This is a genomic window from Staphylococcus sp. FSL W8-0271 (assembly GCF_038006605.1).
GTDB lineage: Bacteria > Bacillota > Bacilli > Staphylococcales > Staphylococcaceae > Staphylococcus > Staphylococcus cohnii.
Genome location: NZ_JBBOVM010000001.1, coordinates 165301 through 184398 on the forward strand (window position 1 = coordinate 165301; position 19098 = coordinate 184398).

23 protein-coding genes and 2 pseudogenes are annotated in these 19098 nt (G+C 28.4%); 14 read left to right on the forward strand and 11 right to left on the reverse strand.

Annotated features, from left to right (window positions below):
• Positions 1–91: 91 nt before the first annotated feature.
• The gene (locus NST87_RS00770; RefSeq protein WP_001105987.1) at positions 92–766 is read right to left on the reverse strand and encodes an IS6-like element IS257 family transposase; all 675 of its coding nucleotides are present in this window, start codon (positions 764–766) and stop codon (positions 92–94) included.
• A 53-nt stretch (positions 767–819) separates the two neighbouring features.
• Between NST87_RS00770 and NST87_RS00775 the strand changes: the two are divergent.
• From NST87_RS00775 to NST87_RS00785, 3 genes and pseudogenes are all read left to right on the forward strand, one after another.
• Positions 820–1389 (forward strand): annotated as a pseudogene (locus NST87_RS00775) (sulfite exporter TauE/SafE family protein); the annotation flags it as partial.
• 273 nt (positions 1390–1662) lie between these two features.
• Positions 1663–2358, forward strand: coding sequence for an ABC transporter ATP-binding protein (locus NST87_RS00780; protein ID WP_145353600.1), 696 nt, complete (start codon positions 1663–1665; stop codon positions 2356–2358).
• Positions 2358–3131: an ABC transporter permease gene (locus NST87_RS00785; RefSeq protein WP_071562375.1), complete on the forward strand. Its 774-nt coding sequence runs from the start codon at positions 2358–2360 to the stop codon at positions 3129–3131. The genes NST87_RS00780 and NST87_RS00785 overlap by 1 nt, the downstream gene beginning before the upstream one ends.
• Before the next feature lie 150 nt (positions 3132–3281).
• Here the strand turns inward: NST87_RS00785 and NST87_RS00790 are convergent, their stop codons facing one another.
• Both NST87_RS00790 and NST87_RS00795 read right to left on the reverse strand, forming a co-directional pair.
• Complete coding sequence (locus tag NST87_RS00790; RefSeq protein ID WP_107365925.1) at positions 3282–3377, reverse strand: type I toxin-antitoxin system Fst family toxin; 96 nt, start codon at positions 3375–3377, stop codon at positions 3282–3284.
• 138 nt (positions 3378–3515) lie between these two features.
• On the reverse strand, positions 3516–4190 hold the full coding sequence (locus NST87_RS00795; protein ID WP_001105987.1) for an IS6-like element IS257 family transposase: 675 nt from the start codon (positions 4188–4190) through the stop codon (positions 3516–3518).
• Between the two features lie 43 nt (positions 4191–4233).
• Here NST87_RS00795 and NST87_RS00800 point away from each other — a divergent pair, with 43 nt between their 5' ends.
• The gene (locus tag NST87_RS00800) at positions 4234–4440 is read left to right on the forward strand and encodes a JAB domain-containing protein (protein WP_340721192.1); all 207 of its coding nucleotides are present in this window, start codon (positions 4234–4236) and stop codon (positions 4438–4440) included.
• A 95-nt stretch (positions 4441–4535) separates the two neighbouring features.
• Positions 4536–4778, forward strand: coding sequence for a hypothetical protein (locus tag NST87_RS00805; RefSeq protein WP_031905643.1), 243 nt, complete (start codon positions 4536–4538; stop codon positions 4776–4778).
• Positions 4779–4806: 28 nt separating this feature from the next.
• Here NST87_RS00805 and NST87_RS00810 read toward each other — a convergent pair whose 3' ends face one another.
• Positions 4807–5199: a YolD-like family protein gene (locus NST87_RS00810; protein ID WP_340721194.1), complete on the reverse strand. Its 393-nt coding sequence runs from the start codon at positions 5197–5199 to the stop codon at positions 4807–4809.
• 77 nt (positions 5200–5276) lie between these two features.
• Here NST87_RS00810 and NST87_RS00815 point away from each other — a divergent pair, with 77 nt between their 5' ends.
• The 3 genes from NST87_RS00815 to NST87_RS00825 are packed head-to-tail and all read left to right on the forward strand — an operon-like array spanning position 5277 to position 7980.
• Entirely contained in the window at positions 5277–5999 is a 723-nt protein-coding gene (locus NST87_RS00815; protein WP_340721195.1) for a hypothetical protein, read from the forward strand.
• Between the two features lie 19 nt (positions 6000–6018).
• Positions 6019–6714 (forward strand): hypothetical protein, encoded by a 696-nt coding sequence (locus tag NST87_RS00820; RefSeq protein ID WP_042743140.1) that lies wholly within the window; start codon positions 6019–6021, stop codon positions 6712–6714.
• 18 nt (positions 6715–6732) lie between these two features.
• Positions 6733–7980: a TcaA NTF2-like domain-containing protein gene (locus tag NST87_RS00825; protein ID WP_340721196.1), complete on the forward strand. Its 1248-nt coding sequence runs from the start codon at positions 6733–6735 to the stop codon at positions 7978–7980.
• A 365-nt stretch (positions 7981–8345) separates the two neighbouring features.
• On the opposite strand, the gene NST87_RS00830 is transcribed toward NST87_RS00825, so the two are convergent.
• A complete protein-coding gene (locus NST87_RS00830; RefSeq protein ID WP_340721198.1) occupies positions 8346–8561 on the reverse strand; it encodes a hypothetical protein in 216 nt (71 codons plus the stop codon).
• Between the two features lie 258 nt (positions 8562–8819).
• Entirely contained in the window at positions 8820–8921 is a 102-nt protein-coding gene (locus NST87_RS00835; protein WP_111759436.1) for a type I toxin-antitoxin system Fst family toxin, read from the reverse strand.
• A 122-nt stretch (positions 8922–9043) separates the two neighbouring features.
• Here NST87_RS00835 and NST87_RS00840 point away from each other — a divergent pair, with 122 nt between their 5' ends.
• The 3 genes from NST87_RS00840 to NST87_RS00850 all read left to right on the forward strand — a co-directional run bounded on the left by NST87_RS00840 (position 9044) and on the right by NST87_RS00850 (position 11091).
• On the forward strand, positions 9044–9745 hold the full coding sequence (locus NST87_RS00840) for a hypothetical protein (protein WP_340721201.1): 702 nt from the start codon (positions 9044–9046) through the stop codon (positions 9743–9745).
• Positions 9746–9882: 137 nt separating this feature from the next.
• Entirely contained in the window at positions 9883–10329 is a 447-nt protein-coding gene (locus NST87_RS00845; protein ID WP_340721203.1) for a hypothetical protein, read from the forward strand.
• Between the two features lie 216 nt (positions 10330–10545).
• Positions 10546–11091, forward strand: coding sequence for a recombinase family protein (locus tag NST87_RS00850; RefSeq protein ID WP_340721204.1), 546 nt, complete (start codon positions 10546–10548; stop codon positions 11089–11091).
• Between the two features lie 84 nt (positions 11092–11175).
• On the opposite strand, the gene NST87_RS00855 is transcribed toward NST87_RS00850, so the two are convergent.
• The gene (locus NST87_RS00855; protein WP_001105987.1) at positions 11176–11850 is read right to left on the reverse strand and encodes an IS6-like element IS257 family transposase; all 675 of its coding nucleotides are present in this window, start codon (positions 11848–11850) and stop codon (positions 11176–11178) included.
• A 55-nt stretch (positions 11851–11905) separates the two neighbouring features.
• Here NST87_RS00855 and NST87_RS00860 point away from each other — a divergent pair.
• The 3 genes and pseudogenes from NST87_RS00860 to NST87_RS00870 form a co-directional block, all read left to right on the forward strand.
• Positions 11906–12010 (forward strand): annotated as a pseudogene (locus NST87_RS00860) (IS6 family transposase); the annotation flags it as partial.
• Between the two features lie 193 nt (positions 12011–12203).
• Positions 12204–12908: a hypothetical protein gene (locus NST87_RS00865; protein ID WP_071562145.1), complete on the forward strand. Its 705-nt coding sequence runs from the start codon at positions 12204–12206 to the stop codon at positions 12906–12908.
• A gap of 362 nt (positions 12909–13270) precedes the next feature.
• The gene (locus NST87_RS00870) at positions 13271–14323 is read left to right on the forward strand and encodes a family 20 glycosylhydrolase (protein WP_081256381.1); all 1053 of its coding nucleotides are present in this window, start codon (positions 13271–13273) and stop codon (positions 14321–14323) included.
• A gap of 17 nt (positions 14324–14340) precedes the next feature.
• On the opposite strand, the gene icaC is transcribed toward NST87_RS00870, so the two are convergent.
• The 4 genes from icaC to NST87_RS00890 form a co-directional block, all read right to left on the reverse strand.
• A complete protein-coding gene (gene icaC / locus NST87_RS00875; protein ID WP_046467880.1) occupies positions 14341–15393 on the reverse strand; it encodes a polysaccharide intercellular adhesin biosynthesis/export protein IcaC in 1053 nt (350 codons plus the stop codon).
• Complete coding sequence (gene icaB / locus NST87_RS00880) at positions 15386–16240, reverse strand: intercellular adhesin biosynthesis polysaccharide N-deacetylase (RefSeq protein WP_046467879.1); 855 nt, start codon at positions 16238–16240, stop codon at positions 15386–15388. Before icaB ends, icaC begins: the two co-directional genes overlap by 8 nt.
• Positions 16241–16508: 268 nt before the next feature.
• Complete coding sequence (gene icaA / locus NST87_RS00885; protein ID WP_046467877.1) at positions 16509–17738, reverse strand: poly-beta-1,6 N-acetyl-D-glucosamine synthase IcaA; 1230 nt, start codon at positions 17736–17738, stop codon at positions 16509–16511.
• 230 nt (positions 17739–17968) lie between these two features.
• Complete coding sequence (locus NST87_RS00890) at positions 17969–19003, reverse strand: family 20 glycosylhydrolase (RefSeq protein WP_052725236.1); 1035 nt, start codon at positions 19001–19003, stop codon at positions 17969–17971.
• Positions 19004–19098 lie beyond the last annotated feature (95 nt).

A 19098-nucleotide genomic window follows, 5' to 3' on the forward strand; every position in this document is an offset into this window, starting at 1 on the left:
TACCATAACCAACGAACCCACATGCTTTATTGGGTTCTGTTGCAAAGTAAAAAAATATAGCTAACCACTAATTTATCATGTCAGTGTTCGCTTAACTTGCTAGCATGATGCTAATTTCGTGGCATGGCGAAAATCCGTAGATCTGAAGAGACCTGCGGTTCTTTTTATATAGAGCGTAAATACATTCAATACCTTTTAAAGTATTCTTTGCTGTATTGATACTTTGATACCTTGTCTTTCTTACTTTAATATGACGGTGATCTTGCTCAATGAGGTTATTCAGATATTTCGATGTACAATGACAGTCAGGTTTAAGTTTAAAAGCTTTAATTACTTTAGCCATTGCTACCTTCGTTGAAGGTGCCTGATCTGTAATTACCTTTTGAGGTTTACCAAATTGTTTAATGAGACGTTTGATAAACGCATATGCTGAATGATTATCTCGTTGCTTACGCAACCAAATATCTAATGTATGTCCCTCTGCATCAATGGCACGATATAAATAGCTCCATTTTCCTTTTATTTTGATGTACGTCTCATCAATACGCCATTTGTAATAAGCTTTTTTATGCTTTTTCTTCCAAATTTGATACAAAATTGGGGCATATTCTTGAACCCAACGGTAGACCGTTGAATGATGAACGTTTACACCACGTTCCCTTAATATTTCAGATATATCACGATAACTCAATGCATATCTTAGATAGTAGCCAACGGCTACAGTGATAACATCCTTGTTAAATTGTTTATATCTGAAATAGTTCATACAGAAGACTCCTTTTTGTTAAAATTATACTATAAATTCAACTTTGCAACAGAACCACTTTAACTGGGTCATTAAAAGCGCGAAAAAAAACCGAATTCTCCCCACCATTAGTTATTTATATGAGTGGAGGTATGATTACAGGGAGCATGTTAGGCGCACTCCTAGCAAATTTATTTAATGCTGAATTTGTAAATGCAATATATATTATCATTGCTTTAATCGCATTAATTTTAATGTTTATTAACGTAAAACCGAATTTAAATCAGTCTTCCTTTAACAAACCATTATTAGTTATGGTTGGTCTTTTCGTTGGTATTATTTCAGGTATAGTTGGAGCAGGCGGCGCTTTTATTATTATTCCTATATTGCTAGTTTTATTCAAATTACCAATGAATACGGTAGTTGCTAATAGTATAGTAATTGCTTTTATATCTTCAATTGGCGCCTTTATCATTAAACTTATACAAGGTTACATTCCTTTAGAAGATGCGTTATTTTTAATAATAGGGAGTATTATTTTCGCTCCGTTAGGTTTAAAATTAGGTAAAAAGGTCCCTAGTTTTGTACAAAAGTGGATCATCAGTATTTTAATTATTATTGCAATTATTCAAATTGTTTTATAAATAAGAAAGAGAAGTACAACTAATATTAGTTGTACTTCTCTTTCTTATTTATAAAGTTAAAACATTCTCATATAGCAAGTAAAATAACAGTTGCGATAATTTCAACAACTTAATTTGTATGATTAGGGTGTACCCTTAATAGTATAATCTTTTTGACAATATATACACTTTTTATAATTTAAATAGTATCAATATCACACAATACTATATATTTACAATTGTTTGTTTGATAATATTGATATATAAGTCACAAAACCAAAAAGGGGGAATACTATGGAATTATTAACTTTGAACGAAATTAGTAAAAATATCAAAAGTAAAAAAATTCTAAAAGATGTATCTTTCACACTAAACAGTGGCGATATTATTGGATTAGTAGGTGGAAATGGTGCAGGAAAGACAACATTAATGAAGGTTATTTTAGGTCTATCCAGCTATCAATCTGGAACTCTGAAATCACATACTTCTAATAAAAGTAATGATATCGGTGCTCTTATTGAAAATCCAGGTTTATATCCATTTCTAACTGGTTTTGAAAATATGAAACTTATTAATGAAGATAAAGACACAAATAATATTCAGCAAATTGTTGATAAGTTAGAAATGAATGATTTTATACATAGTAAAGCAAAAACTTATTCATTAGGAATGAAACAAAAGCTAGGTATCGCTCTGGCACTTTTAAATCATCCTAAATTAGTTATTTTAGATGAACCAATGAACGGCTTAGATCCAAAAGCCGTAAAAAATGTGAGAGAGACGATTATAGACTTTAAAAATCAAGGTGTAACTTTTTTAATATCTAGTCATATTTTAAGTGAACTTGTAAAAGTTACAGACTCAATTTTAATTATTGATAAAGGTAAAATTATTAAAGAGACTACTATGGAAGAATTGAACCAATCAAATGAAAGTGATTTAGAAAATATATTACTTAATATTATTGATCAAAAGGGGGAACAATCATAATGGGCACTTTAATTAATCAAGAACTTTATAAGATATTTAAAAAGAAATCATCCATTATTATCCCAATTATAATATTTATTCTAATGATTGCTATGGCAGTTTTAAGTAATAATTATGAAGATATACTTAAGCCAGAATCACAGTTCAAACAAGGGTATACAGGATTTTCTTGGATCTTCTTCTTAATGATTATTCAAGCAGCAACCATAATCACTATGGAATTTCACTATGGTACAATTAAGAACTTACTTTATAGAAACTACTCAAGAATGAGTATTATTTTAAGTAAATTTAGCGCTTTATTTATTTATTCATTAGTATTATTTATTGTTACTACTTTGATAAGCTTAGGTTTAAAATTAATCCTATTTTCTGATATGGATATTTTAAAACAAGCTGGTGACAATTTATCACTGCTACAAGAGCACTTGTTAACTGCTTTAGCTACTTATATTGGTATGTGGTTAATATTGAGTTTAACATTATTAATTTCTTGCCTTTTAAAATCACCAGGTGTTTCGATTGCTGTAGGAATTGTCTTCTACTTTGCTTCTTCTGTTATTTCAGGCATACTCTTTGCGGCAATTGCTCAATGGGAATGGTTAAAATGGAATCCTATCAACATGTTAAATTTAAGTACACAAGTATTAGATAACGAAGTATTCAAAAAAATGACTAAACTAGAGTTACATGAACTATATATTGGGAACATTGTTTATATTATTATCTTTTTAGCATTAGTTATTTTCGCTTTTAAAAAGAAAAATGTATAATTTTAGATATGCAATTTTGCATTCCTATCCACTATGGTGTTATAATGTAATTAACAAATATGATGCTAAGCATGATAAACACCGAGCCCGATAACTATTCACAGTAGTTATCGGGCTCTTTTTGGGTGTATTGACTATGTCGTCGTTTAATTATCTATCACGCTTATTTAGCCAATAAGAAAATAGCGTGAGTATAACCCCTACTATTATAGGAGCTATTAAAGATACAAATATGATGCTGAACATGATGTCACCTCCTTCCATGCTAATTACAGCACAGAAGTAAAACGACGACTTTTATATTATATCATTTGTAAATACATAAGGGTTCTGTTGCAAAGTAAAAAATATAGCTAACCACTAATTTATCATGTCAGTGTTCGCTTAACTTGCTAGCATGATGCTAATTTCGTGGCATGGCGAAAATCCGTAGATCTGAAGAGACCTGCGGTTCTTTTTATATAGAGCGTAAATACATTCAATACCTTTTAAAGTATTCTTTGCTGTATTGATACTTTGATACCTTGTCTTTCTTACTTTAATATGACGGTGATCTTGCTCAATGAGGTTATTCAGATATTTCGATGTACAATGACAGTCAGGTTTAAGTTTAAAAGCTTTAATTACTTTAGCCATTGCTACCTTCGTTGAAGGTGCCTGATCTGTAATTACCTTTTGAGGTTTACCAAATTGTTTAATGAGACGTTTGATAAACGCATATGCTGAATGATTATCTCGTTGCTTACGCAACCAAATATCTAATGTATGTCCCTCTGCATCAATGGCACGATATAAATAGCTCCATTTTCCTTTTATTTTGATGTACGTCTCATCAATACGCCATTTGTAATAAGCTTTTTTATGCTTTTTCTTCCAAATTTGATACAAAATTGGGGCATATTCTTGAACCCAACGGTAGACCGTTGAATGATGAACGTTTACACCACGTTCCCTTAATATTTCAGATATATCACGATAACTCAATGCATATCTTAGATAGTAGCCAACGGCTACAGTGATAACATCCTTGTTAAATTGTTTATATCTGAAATAGTTCATACAGAAGACTCCTTTTTGTTAAAATTATACTATAAATTCAACTTTGCAACAGAACCCACATAACCACCCAAGCCAAGATGTAACGCCATCAGTCAATGATATTATGGTTGGCAAGAGATTAAAGCTTATAGGGGAATTGCTAAGTATTGATGTATTAGATAGTTTAGTAGTAAGTAATAACAATTATACAAGTTTAGAAGAACTAGAGTTATTAGAAACAGAACTCAATATAAATGATTTATTAGAATAATTGGTATGAGCCAAGCCCCAAAAAAACGGGGGCGGGCGTGAGGTCAGTTTGTATATTATGCAGTTCCGCCCCGTACTAAAAAAGGAGTGTTAAATATGATGTATTTAAAAACACGTTATATAACATTAAATGATTTAAAACAATTAGGAATTGCAGATAAACACGGCTTAATAGACTATCAAGAATTTAATAAATTAAAGCTAGAAAATAAAGACAAAGGAGTTAATTTGAAAATGGGCACAAACAACATATTTGAAAGAGGTATAAATTTCATAGACAAAAGCCCGATTTACTACAACGGAAAGCGTTACGATAATAAAATTGATATAATTGAATGAAACTCACAATAAAGCTATTAGTTAATCCTTATTCAATATTATAAATATCAGTTAATTTTACAGGCATTAAAACATCATCAGTATAAATATATAAAACACTATCTAATGTATCGACTTTGTGTATTATACCTTGAACACTTTTTATATAGCCATTAGCAAAATATTGAATTTTGGCTAAAGTATTATCAATCACTTTACTAGCCAATGTATCATTTATATTTTCTATTTGGTCTTCACTAAGTAACGGCTTTTCAATTTTATTTTGGTCTTGAATGTACTGTTCTAATCTTTCGTATTGTTCGGGGATGGTGGCCATAGGTAGCCATTTTTTCATTCCTCGATTTTGTGGGATATTAGGGTTTAAATACTCACGGTGTATTTTTCTATAATCTGTTTCATTAGCATATTTTTCAGGGATCATTTGCAACACCTCAATTCAAATATAGAACATATGTTCTATATTTGGAAGTGATTTTTTATTATAGAAAGGGTTTTTAAATGAAAAAAGATTATGATACTAAATTATGGTATGAAGTTGATGTTAGCAATTTTGATGTAAAAAAAGAATTGCAGAATATTGATTTGTATAAGCATGAGTACGTTAAACTAATTAATGATAAATGGATAGACGTACTAGACAAAATATATAGAAGTATCGGAGATTTTGGAGAAAGTCCACAAGATACCTTACAGACATTTTCAGTATATAGAGGTAATACAGCAGGAAATAAGTATATTTATGACATAGGGTTTAATGTTGATTTGGCAAGAGATTTAATAAAAAAGACTAATAGAAAACCATTGAAAGCGCCAAATGATATTTTTAATGATGGAATACACATTGACTATACAGAAAGAGAAAACCCTTATACTTTAACGCCTGATGAACCAATAATTTTAATTCCTGATTTAGTAACATCAAGAGAAGCAAGATTTAAAGAAATATACGATATACCAACATCATTATTAGTATTAGATGGCAATAATAGAGTTACTTTGATGAAAAAAGATAACCAACCCTATATACACTGTTATTACGTTTCATTAGATGAATTGTTAGAAAATAAAGTGTTTTTAACTGACTTTGATAGTGCTGTTTATTGTCAGATGGCAGATTTGGTTTATATATTAAAACATATAGATGAACCTAATATTAATGAAATAGCAAAGTTATATTATAATCAAAGTTATTTAGTAAAGCATTTTAGCAAATATATATAACAAAAGGGGAATAAAACACATGATAAATACAAAAACATATGAAGATATTAAAAATGAATTAGTAAAAGCAATACTAACTGATTATGAACAATATAAAGACGCACTTGAAAATTTTCAAAGTAAAATAAAGCAGGGGCATAGTTTCTATATAGTTAGCACTAGAAAGCCAATTAGTGAACATGCTTCAGCTAAAAGATCAGGCATGTATGCAGATAAAAAACTTACTGAAGATGAAAATTTAGTTAGACTATTAGGAAATTTAAGTGAAAGATTTGGATATATTAATAACTATAGAAAGGCTTTTAGTTTGGTTAAAGAGCGTAGAAGTAAGTTGATTGCGAATATTAAGGAGTTAATAAGCTTCAATAAAATAACAAAAGACAAATTTTCAGAAAAAAATGACGCCACAGCTATTTTCAAACCTATTGAAACAAATGCAGTTAATAAGCGTTTAGATATATATTTTAGAAGTATTGAAACGGCTAAAAGCCATATTGATAATTATTTAGAGAATAAATATGAGCTTGATTTGAACCAAATAGCAATTAAAGAAGACGGTGTTTATAGCATAGATGATGATAGGCTACAAGAAAGTGAAAAAGTTTTCTTTGAAGAAGTTATGAAGGCTATTAAATATGATATAGAACAAGTAAAAGCTATTGAGAAGCAAAAAGATAGTGAAAATTATCTGAAGTATTGTTTATTGTTTAAATAATGCTAAAGGGCTGAAAATATGGTAAATGAAAACCAGGAGTTTAAACGATCAGAAAAGGCTGAAAACAAGCAAAGCAAGCTGAAAATAATATCTGTAATTGTGATTATTTTATTATTACTGTGCATTATAGGGGCAATTATATATTTTATTTTATCGAATAATGCAAAAGCGCAACTAGATGATTTTGAAGAAGCTGTTCAATCTAAAGACTATAAAGCAGTATCTAAAACATTAACTTCTAAAGATGTTAATGTTACTCATGCAGAAGCTAAACAATTTGTAGATTACATGGCCAAGAAAGACAACCGTAACAAATTCAAAAAAGAAATGAACAACATTAAAAGCAATATTAAAAATAGTGAAAGTAATACGGTTGATTTTGGCTATATAACAGACAAGCAGGAACGAAAGTTGATAGAAATAACTATGAATGGGAACAAGTTTATATTTATTGATAGGTTGGCTTTTAAACCTATATTTCATGATGTATATATAGAAAATAATTCATATTCAAATGCTAAGTATGAATTTAATAATGTTGAAGATAAACAGCAAATTATTACAGCACCTAAAAATAAAACAACAAATATTGGTAAGTTTTTTGTAGGTAAATATGATATAGAAGCCCAAAAAATTTATGATGATGATAATTCATTGATTAAAGGCAAGGTTAAGGGCAATATTCGATTTGATACAGATAATCTAAATAGTGATAAAAAAATCATTGCATATGCTAGTTTTAAGGACGCAAATTTTAAAGCAAATTTAATTAACAATGAAAAAGTAGATGACGATATTAAGCTTTATATCAATGATAAGCCTATTGAGTATGAAAAAAATAAAGTGTACGGTGCATATCCAGTAAATAAACCTTTAAAGGTTTATGCTAAAGGTAAAATAAGCGATAAAGAATTTAAAACTAATACAGTAACTTTAAATAGCGATCAGGGGGCAAAACCTCAAAAAATAAATTTGAAATTCAATGAAGATAATATTAATAATTATTTAAAAAGTATCAAAGATATTGAACTAGGCGCTAAGTCGTTTATGGAAGACTATACTAAAGATTTGAATAAAGCCTATAAAGAAAGCAATTATAAATTTATAGACAAATACATTGAAAGTAATAGTGATCTATTGCAATATATGCGTTCAATAGTTGAAAGTAAGAAGAAAAATAAATATAGACGACCAGAATTTGAAAGTGTTAATTATCAAGATGGGAAAATTGATGTCATTTTGGAAAAGGAAAATCAGAATAAATAAAGTATAAAATCTAAGTATTTACTGAAGTACAATAAAGAAGACGATAGCTTTATAATACAAAGTTATGAAGATATATAAAAAATGCCATCTGTTTAATTACAGATGGTGTTTTTATATATATAAATATTAAAGTTTGTCACTGGATAGAACTTTGAGTTGAAGTGTGACCCAAAAATTGAAAATTGCAGATATTATTACGATTAGTGCTAAATGACAAATTAGCATTAAGATTATCAAAATTAAAGCACCCGATCCCGTCATAAAATAATTACACACGGCGATAACGGCACAACCCAAAACCGTAAATATTGTACATATAATGAATAAAAAAATGGTTATACGTTTGTTAAAAACTTCTTTGACATTTACATTTTTGTAGATCTTATTTGATGAAATGAAAGCTGTAGGAAATAGAAATATACAGATTTCAAAAAAATATTTACATCAAGTTGAAAATGAGATGTACTGTGAAGGGCAATATTTCTTAAAGTTAATAATAACCAAAATACAACGATAGATAAATATGCTTCTTTATTTAATAAATTTTGTGTAACTGCTTGAGAAATTTGTTTGTTATTCATCTTATACACCTCCTTATATTTAGTGTAAACTAATACTGTGATACTAATATAGGACAACTTCTAATTTTTTAAAAATTATGGCGTTATATAATTTGATATTTCAAAGTACATATAGTTTGTTTTACAAAAAAAAATAAAAGAGGTATACTATGTGTAAGTTGAGAAAATAATTGTTTCGACAGACATGTTGAAGCACCAAACGCCATCTACTATAGCCGTAGTAGATGGCGTTTTTTAGTGCCTGGTTATTTAAAGCCATCAACGCTTACGATTATTTAACCAATGTTTATAAGTCGTAAGAACTATGCCAATAAATATTGGCGCAATAAGTGTTGAGTAAATAATTGTTAATACAGACATATTGTTAGCACCTCCTAACTTGTCCGATTTCAACAGTTAGGATTGTTGATGACATAAGTCATTATATCATCAAGGTAATGTATAATTAATGATAAAAAAGCTTAGGGTAAGGGGAAAGTAAATTGATAAAAATAGAGCAATACGAATACAATGACTTTGATGATTTAATAGAAAGTTTTAAAAAAACGTTAGAACCAAAATTTGAAAAATCTAACCGTTTTAGATATTCAGACTTTACTATTGCAGATGAAAAAGAGTACAAAGCAATTTTAAAATGGTTATTGAGTAATGGTTATTACATTAAACAATTTCCTAATGTAGTAAATAAACAAACCCCATTAAATAGATTTGCTTATGATGAAATAAAGGCTAAAATAAGAGCGAATAAAAGATACAATCCCGACGATAGTATACCGTGGGCTGATCGCAGGGAATTAATCAATGAACTGGAAATAATTAAAAAAAATAGCGATACATTTTTTGAAGTTGAAGAAGATTTGAATACTACTATTAATAAAATCGCTAATGGTAGGGGTGGTCTTGAACATCAGACAGTAGATGACCAATTAGGAACTTTGAATAATTGTATAGAATACTTATTGAAAGAAGAAGGTAAGTTTAAAGATGTACCAGAAAGCGTATTTTATGATTTTTTAAATAATAAAGATATTATGAAGTATAGGAAAGATACACATATATTTAGACATGCTAACACTGAAGCATTAGAAGAAAAAAGTAAATGGAGTAATGACAAAAAACAATTTTATATCAGATTAGGGGTTATTATGATTACAGCAATTTATAATGATATTTATTGGTTTTAAAAAATAAAGTTATTAGCAGTGTAATATCTATAATTACAGCAATTGCTTTAATTATAATTAACATATCATCAATAGAAGTCCGTGAAAAAATTATATATTCTATAATATTTATAGCGATATTGCTTTTATTGCTAATTTTGATTAATATAATTTCATTTACAAGGATAGATAAAAAGTCATATGAAGTTATTAGAAAAGATTTAGAAAAAATAGGTGGTATATTAGAAAGTATTAGAATTAATGACAATAATATAAGTGTAGAAAGGTTATCAGAATTTAGTGACTTTGCGAATTATTATTATGGTAAAAGTACAGTAGTAATGTTTTCTAATATAAAGGCAAAAATGAAATTTAAATCTTTATGTAAGTCTTTAGCAAATTTAGAAAACTTTATATGGGATAATCATTTAGATAATGCAGGTGGTTTAACAATAAGGGTTAGTTTTATTGGTAGTAGATCAGGTGTATATGATCGAAATAAGCATGAAAAGCAAGAAGAAAATGAAGAAAAATATCGAAAGTTATTTATTAAAGCTTTAAATGATTATAGAAGTTTTAGAAAATATTGTGAAAATAGATTATAAGCTGGTCAAAAACGGTCGTTTTTGACACAAAACCTCTTAACTTAATATTAAGAGGTTTTTCTTGGATATTTAAGTCTATAAACTTGTGTTATAATCAATGTATCATAAATATCAAAAATCATGAGTTTTTAGACGATGAGAGACGCGTTTATTTGCATCGAGAATTAGATTTCGTTAATAAGTGCCCATAAAACGATTAAAAGAGGTGGTATTGAAATGGCTAAAATTGGTTATGCACGTGTATCAACACAAGATCAAAGTCTTGATGGACAGATTGATACACTTGAAGACTATGGTTGTGAACGTATCTTTAGCGAGAAAGCAAGTGGTCGTAAAACCAAAAGAACAGAACTTGATAAGTGTTTAGATTATTTGCGTGAAGGAGATATCCTAGTTATCTATAAACTAGATCGTCTTGGACGTACAACGAAGCAATTAATTGAGTTATCTCAATGGTTCGATGAAAACAGCATTGATTTACATATTATAGATATGAACGTATCGACCAAAGATGCAATGGGCAAAATGTTCTTTACCATGATGAGTGCATTTGCGGAACTTGAAGCTAACTTATTAAATGAACGTACGAAAAAAGGGTTAGAAGCTGCAAGAGCAAGAGGACGAAAAGGCGGAAGACCTTCATTACCAAATCATAAGAAAAGAGAAATTAAATTCTTATATGATGAACAAAAACTTACTGGGGAAGAAATTGCGAAACAAACAGGGGTAAGCAGATCTACAGTTTATCGAGTATTAAAATAGCAACTGTTTTGAATGTGTTTATTACAGGTTCTGTTGCAAAGTAAAAAATATAGCTAACCACTAATTTATCATGTCAGTGTTCGCTTAACTTGCTAGCATGATGCTAATTTCGTGGCATGGCGAAAATCCGTAGATCTGAAGAGACCTGCGGTTCTTTTTATATAGAGCGTAAATACATTCAATACCTTTTAAAGTATTCTTTGCTGTATTGATACTTTGATACCTTGTCTTTCTTACTTTAATATGACGGTGATCTTGCTCAATGAGGTTATTCAGATATTTCGATGTACAATGACAGTCAGGTTTAAGTTTAAAAGCTTTAATTACTTTAGCCATTGCTACCTTCGTTGAAGGTGCCTGATCTGTAATTACCTTTTGAGGTTTACCAAATTGTTTAATGAGACGTTTGATAAACGCATATGCTGAATGATTATCTCGTTGCTTACGCAACCAAATATCTAATGTATGTCCCTCTGCATCAATGGCACGATATAAATAGCTCCATTTTCCTTTTATTTTGATGTACGTCTCATCAATACGCCATTTGTAATAAGCTTTTTTATGCTTTTTCTTCCAAATTTGATATAAAATTGGGGCATATTCTTGAACCCAACGGTAGACCGTTGAATGATGAACGTTTACACCACGTTCCCTTAATATTTCAGATATATCACGATAACTCAATGCATATCTTAGATAGTAGCCAACGGCTACAGTGATAACATCCTTGTTAAATTGTTTATATCTGAAATAGTTCATACAGAAGACTCCTTTTTGTTAAAATTATACTATAAATTCAACTTTGCAACAGAACCAAAGTATCAATACAGCAAAGAATACTTTAAAAGGTATTGAATGTATTTACGCTCTATATAAAAAGAAGCGCAGGTCTCTTCAGATCTACGGATTTTCGCCATGACACGAAATTAGCATCATGCTAGCAAGTTAAGCGAACACTGACATGATAGATTAGTGGTTAGCTATATTTTTTTACTTTGCAACAGAACCATGTTATGGATGTTATATAGTTTTTTTAACCCATGTAATTTACGTTTTCTAGCTCAAAAAACATCAACATAAGCTAATTTGAAATGATGAAAAGGAGTTATAGTATGAAAAAAATCATTTTACCTATATTACTTGTTAGTTTATTGGTAATTTTAGTGAGTTGTAATAATAACGATTCAGAACATCACAATGATAATAATTCTAGTGATACTAACACCTCGGAAAACAAAGATAATGAAACACCAAATGAAATTGACGAAAAAACTAACACATCTGATAGTGGTGATAATTCAGAAAGTAGCAATAAACAAAATAAAGAACAAAATGATAATAAAAAACAAGAAAAAAATAATGATAGTAATGAGAATCAACAATCTACTGATAAAAATAAAAGTTACTTAAATAATTTTAACTCGGAAGAAATTGAATATGCACGAGTTTGGTATCAGTTAATATCTACAAGAAATGATTTGAAAGGTATTAGGGATGTGTATGTTACAGAAATACCAAAAGGTTCAAAAGTAAACCCACAAGCCCAAAATAATGCAGTTTATAAAGAAAACGTTGTGAAATTAGAAGCTCCCATGAGGGCTGGTGGATCAATAACATATAGCAGTAATGGCGATGGGACAATTAATGTATACAACAATATTCCTTATAAATGGGAAAGCTCACAAACTAGTGATTATAGTCAAATGGATAAGGTAACAAGAAAAGCAATTGAGGATAATATTGAAACAATCTATATTAAACCCCACGACAATAAAACAGTAGCTAAATTAGCAAGTAAGATTAGATATAGTAAGTAGCTATTAAGGTGGGCTGATAATTAAATCAGAAAAATTATTTAGTAAACAAATATTATTCGTTATAGTACTCACATATATTTTAATGCTTTTGTCATTTTTGTGGGTATCTAATATTGGTCATTTCAACGCTTTTATTTTAACAATCCCTTTTCTTCTAATGACATTATTTTATATAATAAAATTTATAAACTTTAATAAGAAATAAGATAAAAGAGCCTTCGAAAGGCTCTTTTTATTTAACATAATTAACTATTATAGGAACTGAAAAGGTATACGCTATACAGTGGAAGTTTCTGCTAATAAATACTTTTACTTTCAATAGCATTTAAGTTATATTTAAATTAAATAAAACTTAAATATAGGTGGTCTACATTAAAATTATTTTCTCAACTTCAACTTTACTTTCATATCTTTTTTTATTCAACTCTTTTTCTGTCCATGCTCAAGATTTTCAAAAGGGAATCAATGTTGATATAGCTAGAAAAGATTATTCCTTGAAATCACTCAAAAAGATTGTTGATACAATTCATGAGAATAATGGGGATTACTTACAACTTCATTTTTCTGATAATGAAAACTATGCAATTGAATCTCAATTTTTTAAACACGAAAATATAGCTTCACAAAATTATTTAAGTCAACAAGAGTTAAAGAACCTTATTCATTATAGTAATAAGTTAAATATAATGGTTGTTCCAGAATTTGATTTACCTTCTCATTCAAAAGCTTGGTTATTGTTGTTAAAAAATGAAAATTCAAACTTACACGAAAATATCGTAAGCGATTATAGCGATGAAACAATTGATTTTTTTTCTAATCAAAAAGCATTAGAGATTAGCAAAAGGCAAATCAAAGAAATTTTAGATCTCTTTCATCAACCAAATTTTCAAAAAGAACAAAGAATAGTATTGGGCGGTGATGAGGTTCCTGGTGGAAAATCATACCAAAATGACTTCATTAATTTTATGAATGAAATTGGTGAATATGCTTATCAAAATGGATATGAACCACAAATATGGAATGATTCTATTACTAAAAATGGTTTGAAATTATTAAAAAATTACTTTTCAGTAATTTATTGGAAACAAAGTAATAATGAAAATAATGAACCAGGGATCACTGTCGAAGATTTTTTAGACTATAATTTTAAAGTTTACAATTATAATTTTTATTCACTATATTTTTTACCTTCTAAAAACTATAGCCCAACTGATATAGAAGAACAAACTAGCTATATCAGTTGGGCATATAATCACAATAGTTTTTACTATTTAAAGAATCCATATTATGAAGTAGATTCTTTAAATATCCAAGGTTCTGCTTTAAGCTTTTGGGGCGAGCATGCTACAGGCATGAGAGAGGAAGAAGTTCTCAACCAAGAACTACCACTTATACGCACATATTTAAATAAATAATACTTTTAAACTTTGCTTTATTTTAAATCTAGTTTTAAGCTATAGGGCTGTTTACCAATAACAAATCTGAAAATATAAAATTCTCTTAGTATAATGCCCACACCTATGCATAGACCTAATATAAATAATAATGACACTGCCAAGAAAATAAAGGTATGGTCAATATATACTGAAGTATTTTCATAAAGAGCATCTATAACAATAGGATGCAATAAATATACAAAGAACGAAAAAGTATTAACTAAATTTATAGAATAAAACATAAATTCCTTAAAATGAAGGGTTGCACCGAGTAATAATAAAAACATGAAAGAATGATAAAAAATTAATGCTTCTGTATAACTAGTAACATTCCAATAATCATGAGAGAACATAATGATAAACAAAACAAAAGATAAAATTGCTAAAACCAAAATTATAAATAAATAATTCCTTAAAAAAGCAGTTATATTATTGTAGTTCTTCCCAATATAACCACCTAAAAAAAAGAAAAATATCCAACCTAAAATGAAGGTATTGTCACTTAAAGGATAAATAGCATGGAAATTTTCAGCAAATTCATTATTATTGTGTAGTAAATGTAAAAAAGTTATTTGAATTATTAAAGAAATTAATAGTATTACCTTGCTTTCAAAAATCTTACTTGAAATTTTATATATAAAATAACTTAGTATAAAATATTGTAAAATAACTATAATAAAATAACCATACCAATATCCTAAAACAACGTTTTCATAAAATTGATGTAAAAATGGACTATTTAATTTAAGCGATTCTGTATAACAGTAAAATAACCCGATGGTTAAATAAGGAATAAAGATATATTTAAATCTAGACCATAAATATTTAAATGTTATTTTCTCATAATTCAAAGTTGTTAATAATTGAGATAAGATAATAAAACTCGGTGTACCAAAGATAACAATATTTTGAACATAATAAAGAAGTTTTAATTGGTTTATTTCAGTATCATCAATATCGTTCATCATTTGAGTTAACAAATGAGTTACTATAATAAGTATACAAATAAACGCACGTAAATATATTAACTCAGTCTTTTTTTTATTCATTTTTAAATCCATCCCACTTCTGAATTATTTGATGAAATGCATCATCACTTACAAGTATTCGTGGAATGTAATAATTATCATCACCAGGTTCCACAGGCCTTTCCTCTAACACATAACCATATTTTATACCTGCTTTTTTCAAATTTTTCTCTTTTTCTTGATCTATTTGGCCATAAGGATATGCTAATGACTCATTATCGTAATTGAAATGTTTTTTTAAATATTCATTACTTTTACTAATATCATCTACAAAGTTTTTATTTGAAGTTTTCACCATCATAGATTTGTTTTTACTTAATTTATGTAAATTATTAGTATGAGAACTAAAAGTCCATAAACCTGATTTTTTCATTTTTTTCAATTCTTTTAGAGTTGTCAAGTTTAAGTTATTAAAATTTTCAGCTCCAACATTCCCAGTAATAACAAAACCCGTAGCCGGAATATTATATTTTTCTAATACGGGGTGTGCATTTTTATAAATTGATTGATCCATATCGTCAAAATTTATCCAAACACTTCTTTTAGGAAATTTCCCAATTTTCTTATACTTAATAAACTCTTCCTCAGTTAAAAAATGGGCATGATGTTCTTTTAACCATTTAATTTGCTTTTCAAATTGCTCTTTAGTAATACTGTAGGTTGAAAGTTCTTTACTATTTGAAAATATAGATAAAAAGTCATCGAAAAAGTTATCGTTTCTAATGCGATGATAGTTTAAAGCAAGTGCGCTATTTTCTTTGTATTTTATTTCCTTTTCTTTAGATTGAACTTTTTGGTTGTTCATTATTAAGTTTGAACTTATGATAATAAGCAATATCAAAGTAAATAATAGTAATCGTCTACTCATAGATTTCCTTTACTTCCTTTCAATTTTTGTGTGATAAGAGATAATGTTAGCAATGAAAAAGTAATGGTTGCAAAAATTGCTATGAGTTTAAAAAGATAGTTTATATCATCAATTTCAATATTAAGTACTGTTCTTATCATTAGAACTGTTTCCACATTAATATGTAACAATGAACCACCAATCACTATAATTGCAGTACAACAATATAACCAGAACATAGCAGTGAAAAGAAGAACACATATTTCTCGTATTACATTTAAACTCGATTTTACCGTTTGATGTTTCCCCTGTCTGGACTTGACCAAGTTGCATACACCCCTTTCTGCCTTTTTAAAGCTTTTGGAAAGGCAACAATTGCTACTAAAGCATTAAGAACCCAATACACAGTTGGGTACCAACTTAGAAAAACAACTATAAATACATTTACTTTTTCATATTTGCTATCAATAATAAGAGAAATAATAAATTGAACTGTATTAATGAAAGTTAAAACAAATGCAGAAAGAATAATAATAGTGAATTGATATTCTAGATAATATATGTCTAAAAAATTTGCATTAATAATTGTCAAACCTAGTAATAGGACAACGCAATAAACCCAAATAAGCGAAAAAATTTGTTCGAAAAGTAAAAAGTACAAAGGAAAATTAAAAGACTTAATTCCCTTTTTGAAATCCCTGATCAACACCTCTTGGCCACCTTGTGCCCATCTTACTCGCTGTTTCCAAAGACCTCCAATAGTTTCAGGAACAAGCATCCAGCACAATGCTCGTGGCTCATATTTAATCTGAAATTTGTCAATATGAAACTTCCACGATATAGCGATATCTTCAGTTATCATATCTATATCCCATTTCCCAACCTTTTCAACTGCTTCTTTTTTAAACAATGTAAAAACACCTGAAATTGTATTTATTTTTCCAGCGATGGATTGTGTTCTTTTAATACTACCTACCATACTTGCATATTCTATTGTTTGAATTTTACCTAATATAGAACTTTTATTTCTAATCCTAGGGTTGCCTGTTACGGCTGCAAGATTAGAATTTTTTTTGAAGTTTTCTATCATGAAATATGGTGCTTTTTCGTCAATGATTGTATCGGCATCGATACCCATAACATAGTCATATGTCGCATACTTTATTCCTTCATTAAGGGCGTTAGCCTTGCCGTTATTTTCTTCTAAATTCACAAATACAAAATCTAATTTTTCTTTCAATTTTGACACAACTTTTTCAGAATCATCAGAACTTCCGTCATTAATTACAATAATCTGTTTGTTCGGAAACTCTAAATTTAATACGTTTTTAATCGTATCTTCAATTGTTTCTTCTTCGTTGTAGCAAGGTATTAAGAATGATATACCTTCTCCATATGTCTTATATGTAGGTTCATTTTTGTTTTTAATTTCCCTTAATAATGCGTAATATAGTGTCCCAATAATCCAATAAACCGACATGAACAGTGGATATAACAATAGCAAATTGTATAGTTTCATTTAATCTCCCCTAACTAACTATCACTCATAATAATACACTCAATAAATTTTTACAAAATTTTATTCATTACATTTTTGTTACTTTATAATTGTATTGTTAAACTAAAATATATGATAAGTAAACGCTAACATACCATTTTTTTATAATAATGTTCTTTATTTTGTAATAATTTTGTAATAGTAAATCACAAACTAAAAAGCGTATTCCATATCAATATGGAATACGCTTTTTAGTTTGTGAGAAATACTTCAATATAAGATGATATATAATCTACCAATTCATTTTGCGTCATATCATCAGCATGTTCGCCCCAAAAGGTAATATTTTCGCCATTTATATTTGTCCCTACGTACTTAGTAAAATCATTATTTAAATCGCTAAAGTCATTTAAATTTGCCTTAATAATATTACTTTTATTTATATTAAAATCTTGTAATCCCTCATTTAAAGAAGGAAAAAGATAATAACTATAACTATTGTAATTTTCGATACTATAATCTTGTTTTAAAAAATCATCTACAGATGCTAAGTCGGAGCTTTTTCTCTGCCAAAACATTATTATAATATTGTTATTTAAGGTTTTTAAACCATTAGTAGTTATTGAATCGTTCCACAATTTTACAGTGTAATTTCCTTCTAGAGCTACTTTTGTTATTTCATTCATAAAGTTAATAAAATCATCTTGTTGTCTAATACTTCCAGGAACTTCATCACCCCCCAAAACAATCTTTTGTTCGTTTTTAAACTTGGGCTGTTCAAACATCACTAATATTTCTTTTATTAGTTTGCGGGATACTAATATTGATGCTTTATTGTTATGATAATCTACCATTTCATTACTATAATTAGATACCACATTCCTATATAGATCCTCGTCTTTCTTCCTTAACAGAGTTAGCCATCCTTTAGAATGGCTTGGTAAATCTATATCTGGGATAACTTGAATATTTTTTTTATTAGCAAATTTTATTAATTCTTCTAATTCTGATTTAGTCAAAAAATATTTGTTTTTCTTATTAGCGGTTTGATCTAAATAATTTGAGTTAATAGTATAGTTTTCATTATCAGAAAAATGAAGTTGTAAATAACTTCCATTGTATTCACTAATTTGTTGTACTATTTTCTTCAAACTATCTTTAGAATAATATTTTCTAGCGATATCTATTGTTACACCCTTTTCTATTTTAGCTTGGCTTAATTGTTCCGGTAAGACAGTACATAAAACAGTACTTATTATGATAATACTTATAAATTTTTTTATCATTTTTCCCCCATAATTTTACGTTATTAGTTCATATATAATAACATAATTAAGGCGGTTCTGTTGCAAAGTTGAATTTATAGTATAATTTTAACAAA